This is a genomic window from Kribbella sp. NPDC002412, from assembly GCF_053592935.1.
Window position 1 is genome coordinate 100,620 of record NZ_JBSFBL010000012.1, and the last position, 15,857, is coordinate 116,476.

18 protein-coding genes are annotated in these 15,857 nt (G+C 69.6%); 12 read left to right on the forward strand and 6 right to left on the reverse strand.

All coding sequences use genetic code 11. The features are described from left to right. Positions 1 to 19: 19 nt before the first annotated feature. Positions 20 to 526: a DinB family protein gene (locus ACWCOV_RS12685; protein ID WP_449829385.1), complete on the forward strand. Its 507-nt coding sequence runs from the start codon at positions 20 to 22 to the stop codon at positions 524 to 526. On the opposite strand, the gene ACWCOV_RS12690 is transcribed toward ACWCOV_RS12685, so the two are convergent. Next, entirely contained in the window at positions 523 to 1,488 is a 966-nt protein-coding gene (locus tag ACWCOV_RS12690) for a 2-hydroxyacid dehydrogenase (protein WP_449829386.1), read from the reverse strand. The genes ACWCOV_RS12685 and ACWCOV_RS12690 overlap by 4 nt on opposite strands. A gap of 117 nt (positions 1,489 to 1,605) precedes the next feature. On the opposite strand from ACWCOV_RS12690, the gene ACWCOV_RS12695 reads away from it, so the two are divergent. Both ACWCOV_RS12695 and ACWCOV_RS12700 read left to right on the forward strand, forming a co-directional pair. Beyond that, positions 1,606 to 2,034, forward strand: a complete 429-nt coding sequence (locus tag ACWCOV_RS12695; RefSeq protein WP_449829387.1) for a VOC family protein — start codon at positions 1,606 to 1,608, stop codon at positions 2,032 to 2,034. Between the two features lie 12 nt (positions 2,035 to 2,046). Further along, entirely contained in the window at positions 2,047 to 2,613 is a 567-nt protein-coding gene (locus ACWCOV_RS12700) for a kinase (RefSeq protein WP_449829388.1), read from the forward strand. Positions 2,614 to 2,637: 24 nt separating this feature from the next. On the opposite strand, the gene ACWCOV_RS12705 is transcribed toward ACWCOV_RS12700, so the two are convergent. Then, positions 2,638 to 3,939, reverse strand: coding sequence for a Gfo/Idh/MocA family protein (locus ACWCOV_RS12705; protein WP_449829389.1), 1,302 nt, complete (start codon positions 3,937 to 3,939; stop codon positions 2,638 to 2,640). A 96-nt stretch (positions 3,940 to 4,035) separates the two neighbouring features. Between ACWCOV_RS12705 and ACWCOV_RS12710 the strand changes: the two genes are divergently transcribed. Continuing rightward, a complete protein-coding gene (locus ACWCOV_RS12710) occupies positions 4,036 to 5,007 on the forward strand; it encodes a LacI family DNA-binding transcriptional regulator (protein WP_449829390.1) in 972 nt (323 codons plus the stop codon). Here ACWCOV_RS12710 and ACWCOV_RS12715 read toward each other — a convergent pair. Beyond that, entirely contained in the window at positions 5,004 to 5,492 is a 489-nt protein-coding gene (locus ACWCOV_RS12715; protein ID WP_449829391.1) for an Lrp/AsnC family transcriptional regulator, read from the reverse strand. The two genes, ACWCOV_RS12710 and ACWCOV_RS12715, sit on opposite strands and share 4 nt — an antisense overlap. Before the next feature lie 118 nt (positions 5,493 to 5,610). On the opposite strand from ACWCOV_RS12715, the gene ACWCOV_RS12720 reads away from it, so the two are divergent. From ACWCOV_RS12720 to ACWCOV_RS12730, 3 genes are read left to right on the forward strand one after another with little or no spacing between them, the layout of a single operon-like run. Next, positions 5,611 to 6,699, forward strand: a complete 1,089-nt coding sequence (locus ACWCOV_RS12720; protein WP_449829392.1) for a thiamine pyrophosphate-dependent enzyme — start codon at positions 5,611 to 5,613, stop codon at positions 6,697 to 6,699. A 3-nt stretch (positions 6,700 to 6,702) separates the two neighbouring features. Further along, positions 6,703 to 7,689 (forward strand): alpha-ketoacid dehydrogenase subunit beta, encoded by a 987-nt coding sequence (locus tag ACWCOV_RS12725; protein WP_449829393.1) that lies wholly within the window; start codon positions 6,703 to 6,705, stop codon positions 7,687 to 7,689. Continuing rightward, entirely contained in the window at positions 7,686 to 9,056 is a 1,371-nt protein-coding gene (locus tag ACWCOV_RS12730; RefSeq protein WP_449829394.1) for a dihydrolipoamide acetyltransferase family protein, read from the forward strand. Before ACWCOV_RS12725 ends, ACWCOV_RS12730 begins: the two co-directional genes overlap by 4 nt. Before the next feature lie 12 nt (positions 9,057 to 9,068). Here the strand turns inward: ACWCOV_RS12730 and ACWCOV_RS12735 are convergent, their stop codons facing one another. Beyond that, positions 9,069 to 9,776 (reverse strand): TetR/AcrR family transcriptional regulator, encoded by a 708-nt coding sequence (locus ACWCOV_RS12735; protein ID WP_449829395.1) that lies wholly within the window; start codon positions 9,774 to 9,776, stop codon positions 9,069 to 9,071. A 356-nt stretch (positions 9,777 to 10,132) separates the two neighbouring features. Here ACWCOV_RS12735 and ACWCOV_RS12740 point away from each other — a divergent pair, with 356 nt between their 5' ends. Together ACWCOV_RS12740 and ACWCOV_RS12745 are read left to right on the forward strand one after the other, a co-directional pair. Beyond that, positions 10,133 to 11,107: a hypothetical protein gene (locus ACWCOV_RS12740; RefSeq protein ID WP_449829396.1), complete on the forward strand. Its 975-nt coding sequence runs from the start codon at positions 10,133 to 10,135 to the stop codon at positions 11,105 to 11,107. A 1-nt stretch (position 11,108) separates the two neighbouring features. Next, positions 11,109 to 11,840 carry a sortase domain-containing protein gene (locus ACWCOV_RS12745; RefSeq protein WP_449829397.1) on the forward strand — a complete coding sequence of 244 codons (732 nt, stop codon included), beginning with the start codon at positions 11,109 to 11,111 and terminating at the stop codon, positions 11,838 to 11,840. A gap of 29 nt (positions 11,841 to 11,869) precedes the next feature. Here the strand turns inward: ACWCOV_RS12745 and ACWCOV_RS12750 are convergent, their stop codons facing one another. Next, positions 11,870 to 13,096 carry an MFS transporter gene (locus tag ACWCOV_RS12750; protein ID WP_449829398.1) on the reverse strand — a complete coding sequence of 409 codons (1,227 nt, stop codon included), beginning with the start codon at positions 13,094 to 13,096 and terminating at the stop codon, positions 11,870 to 11,872. A 123-nt stretch (positions 13,097 to 13,219) separates the two neighbouring features. On the opposite strand from ACWCOV_RS12750, the gene ACWCOV_RS12755 reads away from it, so the two are divergent. Together ACWCOV_RS12755 and ACWCOV_RS12760 are read left to right on the forward strand one after the other, a co-directional pair. Further along, positions 13,220 to 13,669 (forward strand): MarR family winged helix-turn-helix transcriptional regulator, encoded by a 450-nt coding sequence (locus ACWCOV_RS12755; RefSeq protein ID WP_360517970.1) that lies wholly within the window; start codon positions 13,220 to 13,222, stop codon positions 13,667 to 13,669. Between the two features lies 1 nt (position 13,670). After that, positions 13,671 to 13,853, forward strand: coding sequence for a DUF3099 domain-containing protein (locus ACWCOV_RS12760; RefSeq protein ID WP_132210089.1), 183 nt, complete (start codon positions 13,671 to 13,673; stop codon positions 13,851 to 13,853). On the opposite strand, the gene ACWCOV_RS12765 is transcribed toward ACWCOV_RS12760, so the two are convergent. Continuing rightward, positions 13,844 to 14,704, reverse strand: coding sequence for a LysR family transcriptional regulator (locus ACWCOV_RS12765; protein WP_449829399.1), 861 nt, complete (start codon positions 14,702 to 14,704; stop codon positions 13,844 to 13,846). The two genes, ACWCOV_RS12760 and ACWCOV_RS12765, sit on opposite strands and share 10 nt — an antisense overlap. A gap of 71 nt (positions 14,705 to 14,775) precedes the next feature. On the opposite strand from ACWCOV_RS12765, the gene ACWCOV_RS12770 reads away from it, so the two are divergent. After that, entirely contained in the window at positions 14,776 to 15,825 is a 1,050-nt protein-coding gene (locus tag ACWCOV_RS12770) for an SDR family oxidoreductase (RefSeq protein WP_449829400.1), read from the forward strand. The last annotated feature ends 32 nt before the right edge of the window (positions 15,826 to 15,857 follow it).

The window sequence follows — 15,857 nt, forward strand, 5'->3', positions numbered from 1 at the left end:
GAGGTCTACCGTGAACAGCATGGGACTCAACGACGTGCTGTACGACCCGATCCGGCACAACAACTGGGCGACGAAGAGCCTGATCAAGTTCGGCCGGGACCAGAAGCTCACCGCCGAACAGCTGGAGGTCACCGGCGTCGGCACGTACGGCGGGATCCTCGCCACCCTCGACCACATCGTCCGGTGCGACGGCGGCTACCTGCGCCGGCTCGCGGACAGCGCGCTCGACTACGTGGACGGCGAGCCGGCCACCGACTTCGACACCCTGGAACGCTGGAACGACGAGGCCGGCGCGCTCTGGGAGGAGCTGCTCACCAAGCCGATCGACGTCGAACGCGTGATCGTCGTCGACAACAACACCCGCGCCACCCGGGCCGGGATCTTCATCGCGCAGGCGATCAACCACGCCAACCACCACCGCGAGCAGGTGTGCGCGATCCTCACCGGCCTCGGCATCCAGCCCCCGGACATCCAGGCCTGGGAGTACGCCTGGACCCACAACCGGATCTGGGACCTGCCCGGCTAGTCCCGCTTCAGCAGCGGCGCCGACTCGGGGACCGGCGTGACGGGGACGCCGTACGTGACCCAGTTCAGGATGTTCTCCACGACCAGGTTGCCCATCGCGTTGCGGGTGGGGACGGTGGCCGACCCGACGTGCGGCAGGAGTACGGCGTTGGGCAGGTCGAGCAGACCGGGGTGAACGATCGGTTCGGCCTCGAAGACGTCGAGCCCGGCACTGAGGATCGTGCCGTCGCGCAGCGCGTCGACCAGGGCCGACTCGTCGACGACGGTGCCGCGGGCCACGTTGATCAGGATGCCGTCCGGGCCGAGCGCCTCGAGGACCTCGGCGTCGACCAGGTGGCGGGTGTCGTCACCGCCGGGGATGACGATCATCAGGATGTCGACGTCGCGAGCCATCTCGACCAGCGACGGGTAGTAGCGGTAGCCGACGTCCTTGCGGCGCCGGTTGTGGTAGGCCACGGAGACTCCGAACGGCTCGACCCGGTCCGCGATCGCCTGCCCGATCCGGCCGAGGCCGAGGATGCCCATCCGGCGACCGTGCAAGGTTGCCCGGGTCAACGGGTACGGCCCGCTCTGCCACTTGCCGTCGCGCAGGTACCGCTCTGCCTGCGGGAGTTCGCGGACTGTCATCAGCAGCAACCCGAGAGCGGTGTCCGCGACCTCGTCGTCCAGGACGCCGGGCGTGTTCGTCACCACGACCCCACGCTCGGCCGCGGCGGTCGCGTCGATCTGGTCGTACCCGACCCCGAAGCTCGCCACGATCCGCACCGCCGGCAGCCGGTCCAGGAACGCGCCGTCGATCCGCGTGCCGCCGGTCGCGACGGCCACGATCTCGTCCCGGCGCTCCGCGAGCACGGCGTCCGGGTCCGCCTCCTCCCAGAGCCGGATCAGCTCGACCTTCCCGTCCAGCCCCGCCGCGACAACCGGGTTCATCGCCCCCGGCATCAACACCACTGGCAGCCCCACAGCTCCTCCTAGCCAAGCGCCGAACGTCATCCTGCCTTCCCGCCCAACCCTATTTCCTGCCGAATCAGATCTGAGTAGCGGACATGATCTGTCCGCTACTCGGCGGATCCTGGAGACATGACCGAGAACAGCAGCAGCACCGCTACCTTCCACGCGTACTTCGGCTACCGCGACGCGGTCGGCGCCCTGCGCTGGCTGGAGAAGGCGTTCGGGTTCGAGACCACGATGGAGGTGCCGGACGACAAGGGCGGCATCATGCACGCCGAGATGCGGTACGGCGGGGTCTCCTTCACCCTGTTCACCGACGAGGAAGGCTACGACAAGCCGGTGCGCAAGGGCGAGACCGTGGGCCACGGCAGCTACGTCGCCTTCGACAGCAAGGCCGAGGTCGACACCATCCACGCCACCGCGGTCGCGGCCGGCGCCGAGTCGGTCTGGGAGCCCGCCGACACCGCGTGGGGCAACTACCGCTGCCGCGTCGCCGACCCCGAGGGCTACGAGTGGACCTTCGGCACGCACCGCCCCGGACTGCCCGCGTCCTGGTAGTACTGTGCGCCGGTGGACCCCCGGCTGATCGTCATCAGAGGCAACTCCGGCTCCGGCAAGAGCTCGATCGTCGAGGCCGTCCGGGCGGCGTACGGGCGCGGCATCGCCTGGATCGAGCAGGACTACGTCCGCCGGATCATCTTCAAGGAACTGGACCAGCCCGACGGCGCCAACATCCAGCTGATCCGGCAGATCGCGAACCACGCCCTCGACCGCGGCTACCACGCCGTGGTCGAGGGCATCATGCCGAAGGTCCGGTACGGCGAGATGCTCAGGCAACTGCGGGACGACCACGCCGGGCCGTCGTACTTCTACTACCTGGACATCCCGTTCGAGGAGACGGTCCGGCGGCACGCGACCCGGCCGAAGGCGGGTGAGTTCACCGGCGCGGACATGGCCGAGTGGTACCAGCCGCGGGACCTGCTCGGCGAGCCGCGCGAGACGGTCATCGACCAGACGAGCTCGCTGGAGACGACCGTCAAGCGCATCCTCACCGAGACCGGGCTGATGGGGATCGCCAGGCCATCACAATCGAGGCTGCCGCGACTGGATGAGCGGGAGCCCACCGAAGGTGCGTGATTGTGATGGCCTGGCGGTTCGCAACTACCCCTGCGACCAGCCGCCCAGCTCCAGGTCGGCGATCACGACGGGCTGGCCTGAGGCCAGCGACTGGTTCGCGGCGATGCCGACCGCGACCGCGCGGACGCCGTCGTGGACGTCGGCGGCGCGGGCGAGCGGGTCGTTGCCGGGACCCTTGAACAGGTCGGCGTAGATCAGCCGGTCGCCGCCGCCGTGGCCGCCGACCCCGCGCGGGATCTCGACCTCGACCGCCGGCGCCCAGTGCTTCTGCAGCACCAGCCGCTCGCCGTCGGACCGCACGTCACCGGCGACGACCCGCTCGGACGGGTAGCTCGGGTCGATCTGGTCGTCCACCACGGCAGCGCGCTCGACCACCTCGAGCTCGGCGCGCCCCTCGGTGCCGTTGACGCAGACCCGGTACCCCTCCCACGGCGAGTGCGCGTTGAGCGAGTAGCTCAGGCGGGCGCCGTTCGCGTACTCGGCGATCACCGCCATGTTGTCCTCGATGGTGATGCCCGGACCGAACACGTCCTGGTCGCGGATGTACCCGTCGTACTGCTCGCTCTCCAGGTACAGCTGCCGGTTGGTCTCGTCGTTGCGCAGGTCGAGCAGCCACGGGTCGTCGGCCGAGCCGTCGACCGTGCCGCGCTCCGGTCGTTGCCCAAGGCCACGAGCTGCCGCGTTGTCCGCGCCGTAGAAGAACAGGCCGCCGGAGGCGAAGACCCGGGTCGGGGTCGAGGCGATCCACCAGTTCACCAGGTCGAAGTGGTGGGACGCCTTGTGCACCAGCAGGCCGCCGGAGAACCGCTTCTCGCGGTGCCAGCGGCGGAAGTAGTCCGCGCCGTGCCGGGTGTCGAGCACCCACTGGAACTCGACGCTGGTGACCGTGCCGATCTCGCCGTCCATGATCAGCTGCCGCAGCGCGCTGTTCCGCGGCGAGTACCGGTAGTTGAACGTGACGACGACCGACTTGCCGGACTCGTTCATCGCGTCGACGATCTGCCGGGTGCCGTCGGCGTCGATGGTCAGCGGCTTCTCCACGATCACGTCCGCGCCGGCCCGCAGGATCCGGGACACGACGTTCGCGTGCGTGTAGTCGGGGCTCGTCACGACCACCCGGTCGACGGACTGCTCCTTGATCATCCGCTCCAGGTCGTCGGCGCCGTACTGCGGCAACTCCGGCCCGCCGAGCTCCTTCACCCACCGGTCGTGCACCGCGAGCCGGCCCGGGTTCGGGTCGAGCAACGCGACCAGCACGGCCTCGTCGGGGTGGTCCTGGACGATCGCGCGGACGTACGCCCGCGCTCGCGAACCGGTTCCTGCCACTGCATAACGTCGAGGCACGACGAACCCTTTCTACTCGTGTAGAACCAGCACGCTAGCAACCGCTTTCCGGAGCGGTCAAGGCCGTACTATCGGCACATGCCCAAGGCCACCCCAGTCACCCGCAACGACGTGGCGGAGTACGCCGGGGTCAGCACCGCGGTCGTCAGCTACGTGGTGAACGAGGGCCCGCGACCGGTTGCGCCGGAGACCCGGGAGCGCGTCCTGGAGGCGATCCGAGTCCTCGGTTACCGGCCGAACGCGACCGCCCGAGCGCTCCGGATGGGCACGACGCGGACCCTCGGCCTGATCACCCCGGACGGTGGCAACCCGCTGTTCGCCGAGCTCGCGAAGGCGATCGACAAGGAGGCCTCGGCCCGCGGGTACGTCGTTCTGCAGACCAGCGCCGACGGTGACCCGGCGACCGAGCAGGCAAAGCTCGCGGAGCTACTGGTACGGCGGGTCAGCGGCCTGCTCCTGGTCGCGCCGACCGAGGACCCGGACCTGGACGGTGTCGACGTGCCGGTGGTCGCGATCAACCGCGTCCTCCCGCACGCGTCGTCGGTCCGGCCGCAGTACCGCGAGGGCGCGCGGCGCGGCGTCGATCACCTGATCGAGCATGGTCATCGCACGATCGGGCTCGTGATCGGCGGCCGTCGTCGTCCGGAGCGTGAGCTCGGGTGGCGGGACGCGCTTTCGCAGGCAGGGCTGGAGGAGGGGCCGATCGCTCGGGCCGCCTTCAGCCGGAGCGGTGGGTACGCGGCGGGTCGTGAGTTGCTGGCGGCAACGAATCGGCCGACGGCGATCTTCGCCAGCTCGGACCTGCAGGCGATCGGGGTGCTGCGGGCGATTCACGAGGCGGGGTTGAGGGTTCCCGAGGACGTCGCGGTGGTCGGGTTCGACGGCACTGCCGAGACGGAGTACAGCTGGCCGCCGCTGACCGTCGTACGGCAGCCGCTCGAGCTGATGGCACGCGACGCCGTCGGCCGGCTGGTCGACGGGCAGAACGCCGTCGAGGAAGTCACGTATCCGGCCGAGCTGATCCTCCGGAAGTCCTGCGGCTGTCCTTAGATCGTGCCGACGTCCTCGAAGATCAGGGCGGTGCGGGTGGCGAGCACTTCGGGGATGGCCTGGAGCTTCTCCAGCACGACTCGGCGGAGGTGCTCGTTGTCGGCGGCGCGGACCAGCAGGATCGCGTCGAAGTCGCCGCCGACCAGCGCCATGTGCTTGACCTCGGGGATCGCCTGCAGCTGTTCGCGCAGCGTCCGCCAGGAGCTCTGCCGGAGACTGAGCGTGACGTACGCCGATGTCGCGAGGCCGAGCTTCAACGGGTCGACGGTGGCGGTGAACCCGGTGATCACGCCGGTCGTGGTGAGCCGCTCGACCCGGGCGTAGGCGTTCGCGCGGGAGATGTGCACCCGGTCGGCGAGCGCCCGGATCGAGAGCCGTCCGTCCCGCCCGAGCGCCTCGACGATCTGCCGGTCGATCTCGTCGAGTGCCGGGGCGACGACCATCTGTCCAGGCGCCGGTGGGCTGATCATCACGTCATCGGACATTCTGCTCCTCAGGCTGCGGTGGTCCGGGCCAGGCGTCTCGTGATTTTTCCAGGTCTGGATCAGATTGACCAGAAGTACGACGATGAGGCCACCGTCCGTCTCCTGCGTTGGAGGGTCCATGACCACCGTCGAGGAGCGTTTGCTCCCCTCCGCGGAACCTGTCCGGTTGATCGACCAGGACGGGGTCTCGCACGACCACCCGTCGTACCGGCTGCCCTCCAAGGACGCGCTGGTCGACGGCTACGTTCAGTTGATCAAGGGGCGCCGGATCAACGACCAGGCCAGCGCGCTGGTCCGGCAGGGCCGGCTTGCCGTCTACCCGTCGTCGCACGGTCAGGAGGCCTGCCAGGTCGCGGCCACGATGGTGCTGCGCGAGGGGGACTGGCTGTTCCCGACGTACCGCGACACGGTGTCGATCGTCAGCCGGGGCGTCGACCCGATCGAGACGCTCACTCTGCTCCGCGGCGACTGGCACTCGGGCTACGACCCGTACGCCCGGCACGTCGCGCCGCAGGCGACGCCGCTGGCGACCCAGCTCACGCACGCAGTCGGTGTCGCGCACGCAGCCCGGCTCAAGGGTGATGACACCGTGGTGATGGCCCTCTGCGGTGACGGTGCGAGCAGTGAGGGCGACTTCCACGAGGCGCTGAACTTCGCCGCCGTCTTCCACACGCCGGTCGTCTTCTTCATCCAGAACAACGAGTACGCGATCTCCGTCCCGCTCGCCCGGCAGACCGTCGCGCCGTCGCTGGCGCACAAGGGCATCGGGTACGGCGTCCCCGGAGAGCGGGCCGACGGCAACGATCTGGCCGGGCTGCTCGCCGTACTCGGACAGGCTGTGGACAGGGCTCGCGCGGGTGAAGGCCCGCAGCTCGTCGAGGCGCACACGTACCGGGTACAAGCGCACACCAACGCGGACGACGCCACTCGTTACCGGCAGGACGACGAGGTCACGCCATGGCTGGAGCGTGATCCGATCAAGCGGCTCGAGGCATATCTGTCTCAGGAGGGCTTGCTGGACGACGACGTACGGCGGCGTGCCGAGTCCGTCGCGGACGAGGTCGCGACCCAGTTGCGTGACGGTCTGATGCCGGAGCCCGAGGTGGACCCGGCGGACCTGTTCGCGCACCTCTACACGACGCAGACCTCGCAGCTGCGGGAACAGGCTGCGTTCCTCCGTGACGAGCTGGCGCGAGAGGAGGCCTGAGCGATGACGCACGTGAAGATCACGATGGCGCAGGCGCTGAACCAGGCGCTGCGGGACGCGATGAAGGCCGACGACACCGTGCTGATGTTCGGTGAGGACGTCGGCGCGCTGGGTGGCGTGTTCCGGATCACCGACGGGCTGACCGCGGAGTTCGGCGAGGACCGGTGCTTCGACACCCCGCTGGCCGAGTCCGGGATCGTCGGGATGGCGGTCGGGCTGGCGATGAACGGGATGCGGCCGGTGGTCGAGATGCAGTTCGACGCGTTCGGGTACCCGGCGTTCGAGCAGATCGTCTCGCACGTCGCCAAGATGCGGAACCGGACCCGCGGCCGGGTCACGCTGCCGATGGTGATCCGGATGCCGTACGCCGGCGGGATCGGCGGGGTCGAGCACCACTGCGACTCGTCCGAGAGCTACTACGCGCACACGCCGGGGCTGACCGTGGTCGCGCCGGCGACGGTCGCGGACGCGTACACCTTGTTGCGGAGGGCAATCGAGTTCCCGGACCCGGTGGTGTTCATGGAGCCGAAGAAGCTCTACTGGGCCAAGGAGGAGGTCGACCTCACCGAGGACCAGCCGGGGATCGGGACGGCCGTCGTACGGCGGGAGGGCGCGGACGCGACGTTGATCGCTTACGGGCCGACGGTGCCGGTCGCTCTCGAGGCGGCGCAGGTGGCGGCGGCCGAGGGACGGCAGTTGACGGTGGTGGATCTGCGGTCGATCGTGCCGTTCGACGACGAGACGGTTGCCGCGGCGGTACGTCGTACCGGCAGGGCCGTCGTGGTCGCCGAGGCGAGTGGGTTTGCGAGTGTGTCGTCGGAGATCGTTGCCCGGATCACCGAACAGTGCTTCCACTCGCTGGCCGCGCCGATCCGGCGGGTGACGGGTTTCGACATCCCGTACCCGCCACCGAAGCTGGAGAAGTACCAGCTGCCCGGCGTGGACCGGATCCTGGACGCCGTCGACGACCTGCAGTGGGAGGACTCGTGAACACCTTCCTCCTCCCCGACCTCGGCGAAGGCCTCACCGAGGCCGAACTCGTCCGCTGGCTGGTCAAGGTCGGCGACATCATCACCGTCGACACCCCCATCGCGGAGGTCGAAACCGCCAAGTCGGTCGTCGAGCTCCCCTCGCCGTACGCCGGCACCGTAGAAGAACTGCACGGTGAGCCCGGCACCGTGATCCCAGTAGGCAAACCCCTCATCACCATCACGCCGGTGGACACCCGCGAGAAGAATCCCGCCCCGGAACCGGCAGGCGAGACCTACCGCCAGGAAGAACGAGCCGGCTCCGGCAACGTCCTCATCGGCTACGGCACCGGCAACACCCCCGGCCCAGGCCGACGCCGCCGCCCCCGCACCCCCGCGCAGAGCACGGGCGGGGATTCGGGTGGAAGCACGGAAGCGCACAGCGCTGTGCCGAGCAGCGGCGCGCAAGGTGCGAGCACTGGTACCCCGGCGCGCGGTGGCGGGGACGAGCGGCGGGTGCCTTTGGTTGTTTCGCCGTTGGTGCGGCGGTTGGCTCGGGATGCTGGGGTGGATTTGAAGAGGGTGGTGGGGTCGGGGGACGGTGGGCTGATTGTTCGGCGGGATGTGGAGGCGGCTATTGCGCGGCGGTTCGACGCGCAGGTGGCGCCGGCTGGGCCGGACTCGCGGACGGGGCTCGCGGAGCTGCGGCGGGAGCCGATGAGTGGGTTCCGGAAGGCTGTGGCGGCAACCCTCAGCCGGAGCCGGGCGGAGATTCCGGAGGCGACCACCTGGGTGGACGTGGATGCGACCGCGCTGGTGGAGCTGCGGGAGTCGTTGCGGTCGGCAAAGGACTCGGGACCGGGGCTGCTGGCGTTGATGGCGCGGTTCGTGGTGGCCGGGTTGCAGAAGTACCCGGAGCTCAACGGCTTCGTCGACACCGAGCGCGAGGAGCTCGTCCAGTACGACGGGATCAACCTCGGCCTGGCCGCGCAGACCGACCGCGGTCTCCTCGTACCCGCCGTCCAGAACGCGCACCGGCTGACCGCCCGCGCGCTCGACACCGAGATCAGGCGGCTGACCGAGACCGCCCGGGCCGGCCGGCTGACGCCGTACGAGCTGTCCTGCGGGACGTTCACCCTGAACAACTACGGCAGCTTCGGCGTGGACGGCAGCGCGGCGATCATCAACCACCCGCAGGTCGCGATCCTCGGCGTCGGCCGGATCATCGACCGCCCGTGGGTGGTGAACGGCGAGCTCGCGATCCGCAAGCTCACCCAGCTGTCGCTCGTCTTCGACCATCGTGTCTGCGACGGCGGCACCGCGGCCGCCTTCCTCCGCTTCGTCGCCGACGCCTTCGAGAACCCGGCGTCGGTCTTCGCGGACCTGTAGACGAGCAGACCGCTAGGACAGCTGCCGCGGCCGCAACCCGACCAGGACCGCCCGGAGCCCGCTGGTGAAGCGGGCCTCCGGGCCGGCCAGGTTCTCCCGGCTCAGGTACGCCGCCAGACTCGCCGCACCCACCCCGAGCTGCTCACCCGCGGCCGACGCCCACTCCCGCTCGCTCAGCCCGCTTCGCCGTACCGTCGCCGTCCACGCGGCATCGGTCACGGCCGCACCGATCAGATAGTGAAAGACCGCCGAGACCGCCGCGTCCAGGTGCACACCTCGGAAGCCGGCTGAGCTCAGCACGTTCAAGATCCGCTCGGCCAGCAGCTGATAGTTCGGGCCGAGACCGGCGTGCGACGCCAGCAACTGCGTCGCCCACGGATGAGCCCACAAGGCTTCGTACGCCGCCGTCGCGAGAGCGGTCACCTGGTCGCGCCAGTCACCGTGCTCCGCAGGCACCAACGCCTCCGCCAGCACCTCGTCGACGGCGAGCTCGAGCAGGTCGTTCTTGTTCGCGATCCGCCAGTACAGCGCCGACGTCGCGGCGGTGCCGAGCTCGGCCGCCATCCGCCGCATCGAGAACGCCTCCAGCCCGTCCCGGTCCAGCACCTTGACCGCCGTACGCACGATTTCGTCGCGGCTCAACGGCGCCCGCGTCGCCTCCGGATCGGCCCGCAACCACACCGATCCGAGCACCGTCTTCCGGTCCGCTTCGCGCGCCATCCGGCAGAGCATAGCGAATACAGCGTTTTACGAACTAAAACACTGTATTAGTGGCAAAAGGCAACTACTCAGGGCAACCATTGGAAACGGTTCGGTTGCGGTTGGTAGGACGTACGGCGCGTCGGGCTCTGATTACTTGCGCGTCACGTCGCTGTGCCCCCAGAATGCCGAAGGCCGAGGTTCCCGCGGGGTGGGCCGGAGTACGCGAAACGCGTGCCTGGTCTGGGGAATCGGCGCACCGGTTCCTGCCGGTGTCGACGGATGGGCAAGAACCGCCTGGTCCGGCTGGGGGAAGCCTCAGGGGCCACCCGACGACCGTGCCGGTCGGACGACCGGCCACAGACATGGGGAAGATTGTGAACGAAACATCGGTGGACGCACAGGGGCGCTCGAAGCGGTCCCGCGCGGTCGCGCTGCTCAGCAGTGCCGGCGCGCTGGCGCTCGTCCTCGGCGGCGTCACGCTCGCGATGGCTCCGTCCGCCTCGGCGAGCGGTGAGATCATCGACGGCAACCCGAACTGCGAGAACGTCATCCCGGGCTCGACGGAGATCAAGTTCGACCCGCCGAACCCGGGCTCGGACACCGAGGACGGCGTGACGGTCACCTGGTCCAAGACCACGCTGGCGGGGGACGACCCCGACCACCCCGGTGACCAGACCGGCGGCGAGCAGGTCAGCTTCACCGCCAGTGGCGGCGTCGTGCTGGGCGTGCTGATGAAGGGTGGCCCGGCGGCCAACTTCTACAACTACCAGCCGGCCGGAACGACCGCGGGCTCCGGGCTGCACACCCCGGTGAACGCGAACAACGGGAAGTACTACGGCATCAGCCACGTGACCTTCTGCGTCAAGCAGGTCACCACCACGCCGACGCCGACGCCGACCCCGACCGAGACCCCGACTCAGACGCCGACCGAGACCCCGTCGGAGACGCCGAGCGAGACGCCTTCCGAGACCCCGAGCGAGACGCCTTCCGAGACGCCGAGCGAGACCCCCTCGGAGACGCCGAGCGAGACTCCTTCGGAGACGCCGAGCGAGACGCCTTCGGAGACGCCGAGCGAGACCCCCTCGGAGACCCCCAGCGAGTCGCCGAGTGAGTCCCCGAGCGAGTCGCCGAGCGACTCCCCGTCGGCCTCGCCGTCGGAGAGCTCGAGCACGCCGACGGTTGCGATCCCGACCGAGGTCGACGCTGGTCAGTCCGGCGGGATGAAGAACATGTCCGCGCTCGCCAGCAGCCAGAGCGCCTGGGGCATCGCCCTGCTGATGCTCGGTGGTGTGCTCGTGTTCGCCGGCGTCATGAAGTCCCGGCAGACGCGCGGTCAGCACGCTGCCTGAGATGTCCGCGAAGCGTCGCCGCCCGGGCCGCGCTCGTTCGTCGTGGTGGACGATCGGGGCCCTGGCGGCAGGCGCGGCACTTCTCGCCACCGGCGGTTACATCCAGCTGAAGAGTGACGGGGACCGGCCGCAGACCGCGGCCGGTTCGCCGTCTCCGACGTCAACGGTCGCGGGTACGACGTCCGTCGTACCGCCGGCGCCGTCATCGACTCGGCCGTCGTCGCCCGGGCAGTCGTCGAAAGCCGGGCCGAGCAAGACACCGCCGCCGCCGGAGACCAGGAGCACGACGCCGGCCCGGCCGGGCAACCCGATCCGGGTGTCGGTGCCGAGCCTGGGGATCTCCGCGCGGGTGCTCAGCATCCGCGCCCGCGGCGGCACCCTCATCCCGCCGGCCAACCCGCTCCTCGTCGGCTGGTGGTCCGACGGCGCCGCGCCCGGCGCGGCCACGGGGTCGGCCATCATCACCGGGCACACCGTCCACGACGGTGGCGGCGCGTTCGACGACCTCGACGAGCTCACCGCCGGGGATGCGGTCGCGGTGACCACCGGCCGCGGCACGCTCAACTACGTGGTCTCGTCGGTCACGACGTACCGGAAGAAGGCGCTGGCCAAGCAGGCGGCGCAGCTCTTCAGCCAGAGCGTCCCGGGCCGTCTCGTCCTGGTGACCTGCGAGGACTGGGACGGTACGGCGTACCTCAGCAACGCCGTCGTCGTCGCCGTACCGAAGAAGTAGCAAGTGGCCGGGCCAGGTGGACCCTCGTTTCAGACGGTGGTCAGGACGGGCTGGTCGACGGCAGGGGTACGGCGGCGGCGGTCCAGCAGCCCGGAGAGTAGCGCGACGGCCAGGCCGGAGGCAGCGAGTGCGGCGCCGACCCAGTTGGGCGCGGTGTACCCGAGGCCGTGCTCGATCGTCAGCCCACCGAGGTAGGCACCGATCGCGTTCCCCAGGTTGAACGCGGCGATGTTGGCCGCCGACGCCAGCGCCGGCGCGCCCGCGGCCTTGTCCATCACCCGCTTCTGCAGCGGCGCCACTGTGGCGAACCCGGCCGCCCCGAACACCGCGATCGTCACCGCCGAGGTCACCTGCCCCTGTGCGGTGAACACAAAGGCGACCAGTACGGCGGCCAGCAGCGCCAGGATCCCGTACAGGCTGGGCATCAGCGACCGGTCGGCCGCCTTGCCGCCGAGCAGGTTGCCGACCACCAGGCCACCGCCGAACAGCACCAGCAGCCAGGTGACCGCGCCGGACGAGAAGCCCGCGACCTCGGTCATCATCGGCGCGATGTAGGTGAACGACGCGAACACGCCGGCGAACCCGAGCGCGGTCATCGCGAGTGCCAGCCACACCTGCAGGTTCTTGAACACGGCCAGCTCGCTGCGCAGGCCCGGTCCTTCGGAGGTGCTCTGCCGCGGGACGAGGAAGATGATGCCGAGCAGCCCGATCACGCCGAGCGCGGTGACGGCCCAGAAGGTCGACCGCCAGCCGAGTTGCTGGCCGAGCGCCGTACCGCCTGGCACACCGAACACGTTCGCGACGGTCAAGCCGGTGAACATGAGCGCGATCGCGCTGGCCTCCTTGGCCTTCGGGACCAGTGACGCCGCGACCACCGACCCGACGCCGAAGAACGCGCCGTGGGCCAGCGCGGCCACGATCCGCCCGGTCATCAGGACGCCGTACGTCGGTGCGACCGCGGAGAGCAGGTTGCCGGCGATGAACACGCCCATCAGCGCGACCAGGACCGTCTTGCGGGACACCTTGGACCCGATCGCGGTGAGCAACGGGGCGCCGACCACGACGCCGAGGGCGTAGCCGGAGATGAGCAGACCGGCGGACGGGATGCTGACGCCGAAGTCGGTCGCGACCTCGGGCAGCAGCCCCATGATGACGAACTCGGTGGTCCCGATCCCAAAAGCACCTAGAGCCAAAGCAAGAAGAGCCCCTCGCTTCGCTCGGGGGTTGGTGGGCGCCGCCAGGAGGGCTGCGGGCATGACTGGGTGTCTCCTCGAATGTAGTCTGGTGACTGTTACCGGCGTGTGCGATAGTTGCAGACGCGGGCTATTGCATAAGCGTTATAATTGCGCATGCAATCGTAAAGTTCAAGTGGAGGCGTGATGGGACTGCCGGACGACGCTGCGGAGGCGCGCGCGCAGGGATGGCGAACCCTGGCGGCCCTGCATGCCCGGATCGAGGACGAGCTGGAGCGCGCGCTGCAGAAGCAGCACGGGCTGTCGGTGAGCGAGTACAGCGTGCTCGACGTGCTCGCCCGGCAGGACGACTACCACCTGCGGATGAATCAGCTGTCGAACGCGGTCGTGCTCAGCCAGTCCGCGACGACCCGGCTGGTGAACCGGCTGGAAGACCGCAAGCTGCTGCAGCGGTACCTGTGCCCGACCGACCGGCGCGGCATCTACACCGAGGTCACCGAGGCCGGCCGCGACCTGCTCGACCAGGCTCAGCCCACGCACGACGCCGTACTGACGGCTGCCTTGGACAAGGCGGCCGACCTGCCCGAGCTGGCCCCGCTCGTCGACGCCCTGGGCAAGTTGTCGCTGAAGGTCTGACATGGCCCGGCGGTACGACAACCGCAAGCTCTACTACTGGCTGATGGGCAGCTGCCTGGTCCTGATCGGCCTGGCGTGGTTCGTCGTACGCCTGTTCTCCGTGCCGGTCGCCATCGGTATGAGCGCGGTCGCCGCCGTCCTGCCCCCGATAGCAGTGATCGTCGCCAACTGGGGTCAGGACTGAAGCACCTTGATGAACGCGGCCGCGAGCGGGTCGGGCTCGCCTCGGGTGTACGCCGTCAGGGTGCGGCAGACCGGGGGATCGGGGCGGAGGACGTGGCCTTCGAAGCCCGTGGGCAGGATGTTGTCGGGCACCAGAGCCGGTCCGAGTCCGGCGGTGGCCAGCGCCGGCGCTGCGGCGGTCTGCTCGGTGCGTACGGCGACCCGAGGCTCGAAACCCGCTTGTGCACAAGCGAGATCGAGTACGTCGCCCAGGCCGTGACCCGGCGTGTAGTGCACCCACGCGCGGTCGGCCAGCTCCTTCAACGCAACGGTCGAGCCATGGGCCGCGGCGTCGTCGGCGGCGAGCACGACGACGAGCTCCTCGGTGCCGAGCGTGAAGGTCCTGCCGGTCCATCCGGTCGGCTCGGGGCCGACCGCGAGGTCCGCTTGGCCGGCGTACATCGCCTCGACCAGCTCGTCAGTATGCCGGTGCTCGAACAGCCGGATGCCGACGTCGGGGTGGCTCTGCCGCCACCGACGCAGGGCGGTGGGCAGCACGCCGAGGGTGATCGAGTAGAGCGTCGCGATCTGCAGCTCACCGACCTCTAGTCCGGCGGCCTGGCGTGCGGCGCAGCGGGCGCGCTCGGCGTCGGCGAGCGTGGCGCGGGCGTGCGGCATCATCGCGCGGCCGGTCGGAGTCAGCCGGATCGCACGCGGCAACCGCTCGAGCAGCGGCCCACCGGCGGATCGCTCCAGGGTGCGGATCTGATGGGACAACGCCGGCTGCGTCACGTGCAGCAGCTCGGCGGCCTTCGTGAACGATCCCTGATCCACCACGGTCACCAGGTACTCGAGCTGCCGGAGCGTCGTCATGACCTCAGTTTATGACTTCGGTGAAAACTATGCCTTGGACTAATTGCCGCAGGTCAGCAAGGCTGATGAGCATGGACAAGGTTGCTTTGGTGGTCGGTGCGCGTGGGGTGATCGGGACGAATCTGGTCGAGCACCTGACGTCTCTGGGTGACTGGCGGGTGGTCGGGCTGTCCCGTCGCGGCGGGGTGGACGGGCCTCGGGTCCGGCACCTGGCCGTCGACCTGCTGGACCCGGACGACACCCGCGACAAGCTCGCCGGCCTCACCGACGTGACGCACGTGTTCTACGTCGCCTACCAGGACCGCCCGACCTGGGCCGAGCTCGTGCCGCCGAACCTCGCCATGCTGGTCAACGTCGTCGACGCGATCGAGCCGGTCGCGCGCAGGCTGCGGCACGTCAGCCTGATGCAGGGCTACAAGGTGTACGGCGCGCACCTCGGGCCGTTCAAGACCCCGGCCCGCGAGGACGACCCGCCGCACCTGCCGCCGGAGTTCAACGTGGACCAGCAGCAGTTCCTGGAGCACCGGCAGCAGGGCAAGGCCTGGACCTGGTCGGCGTTGCGCCCGTCCGTCGTCGGCGGTGTCGCGCTCGGCAACCCGATGAACCTGGCCGTCGCCATCGCCGTCTACGCGTCGATGTCGAAGGAACTCGGCGTACCACTGCGGTTCCCGGGCACGCCCGGTGCGTACGACGCCCTGCTCGAGCTGACCGATGCCGGGTTGTTGGCCAAGGCAACGGTGTGGGCGGCGACCGCGCCGGCCGCGGCCAACCAGGCGTTCAACATCACGAACGGCGACCTGTTCCGCTGGAACGAGCTGTGGCCGAAGCTGGCCGGCTGGTTCGGGCTCGAGGTTGCCCCGCCGCTGCAGATGTCCTTGCAGGACGTGATGTCCGACAAGGAGCCGCTGTGGAAGCAGCTGCAGGCGACGCACGGTCTGGCGGCGACGTCGTACGCGGAGGTCTCCTCGTGGCCGTTCGCGGACTTCGTGTTCGGCTGGGACTACGACTTCTTCGCCGACTCCTCCAAGTCCCGCCGGGCCGGTTTCCACGAGTACGTCGCCACCGACGAGATGTTCTTCGGCCTCTTCGCGGATCTGCGGAAGCGGCGAATCATTCCCTGATCCGGCGGGTATGGCATGCTCCGGCTGTGGCG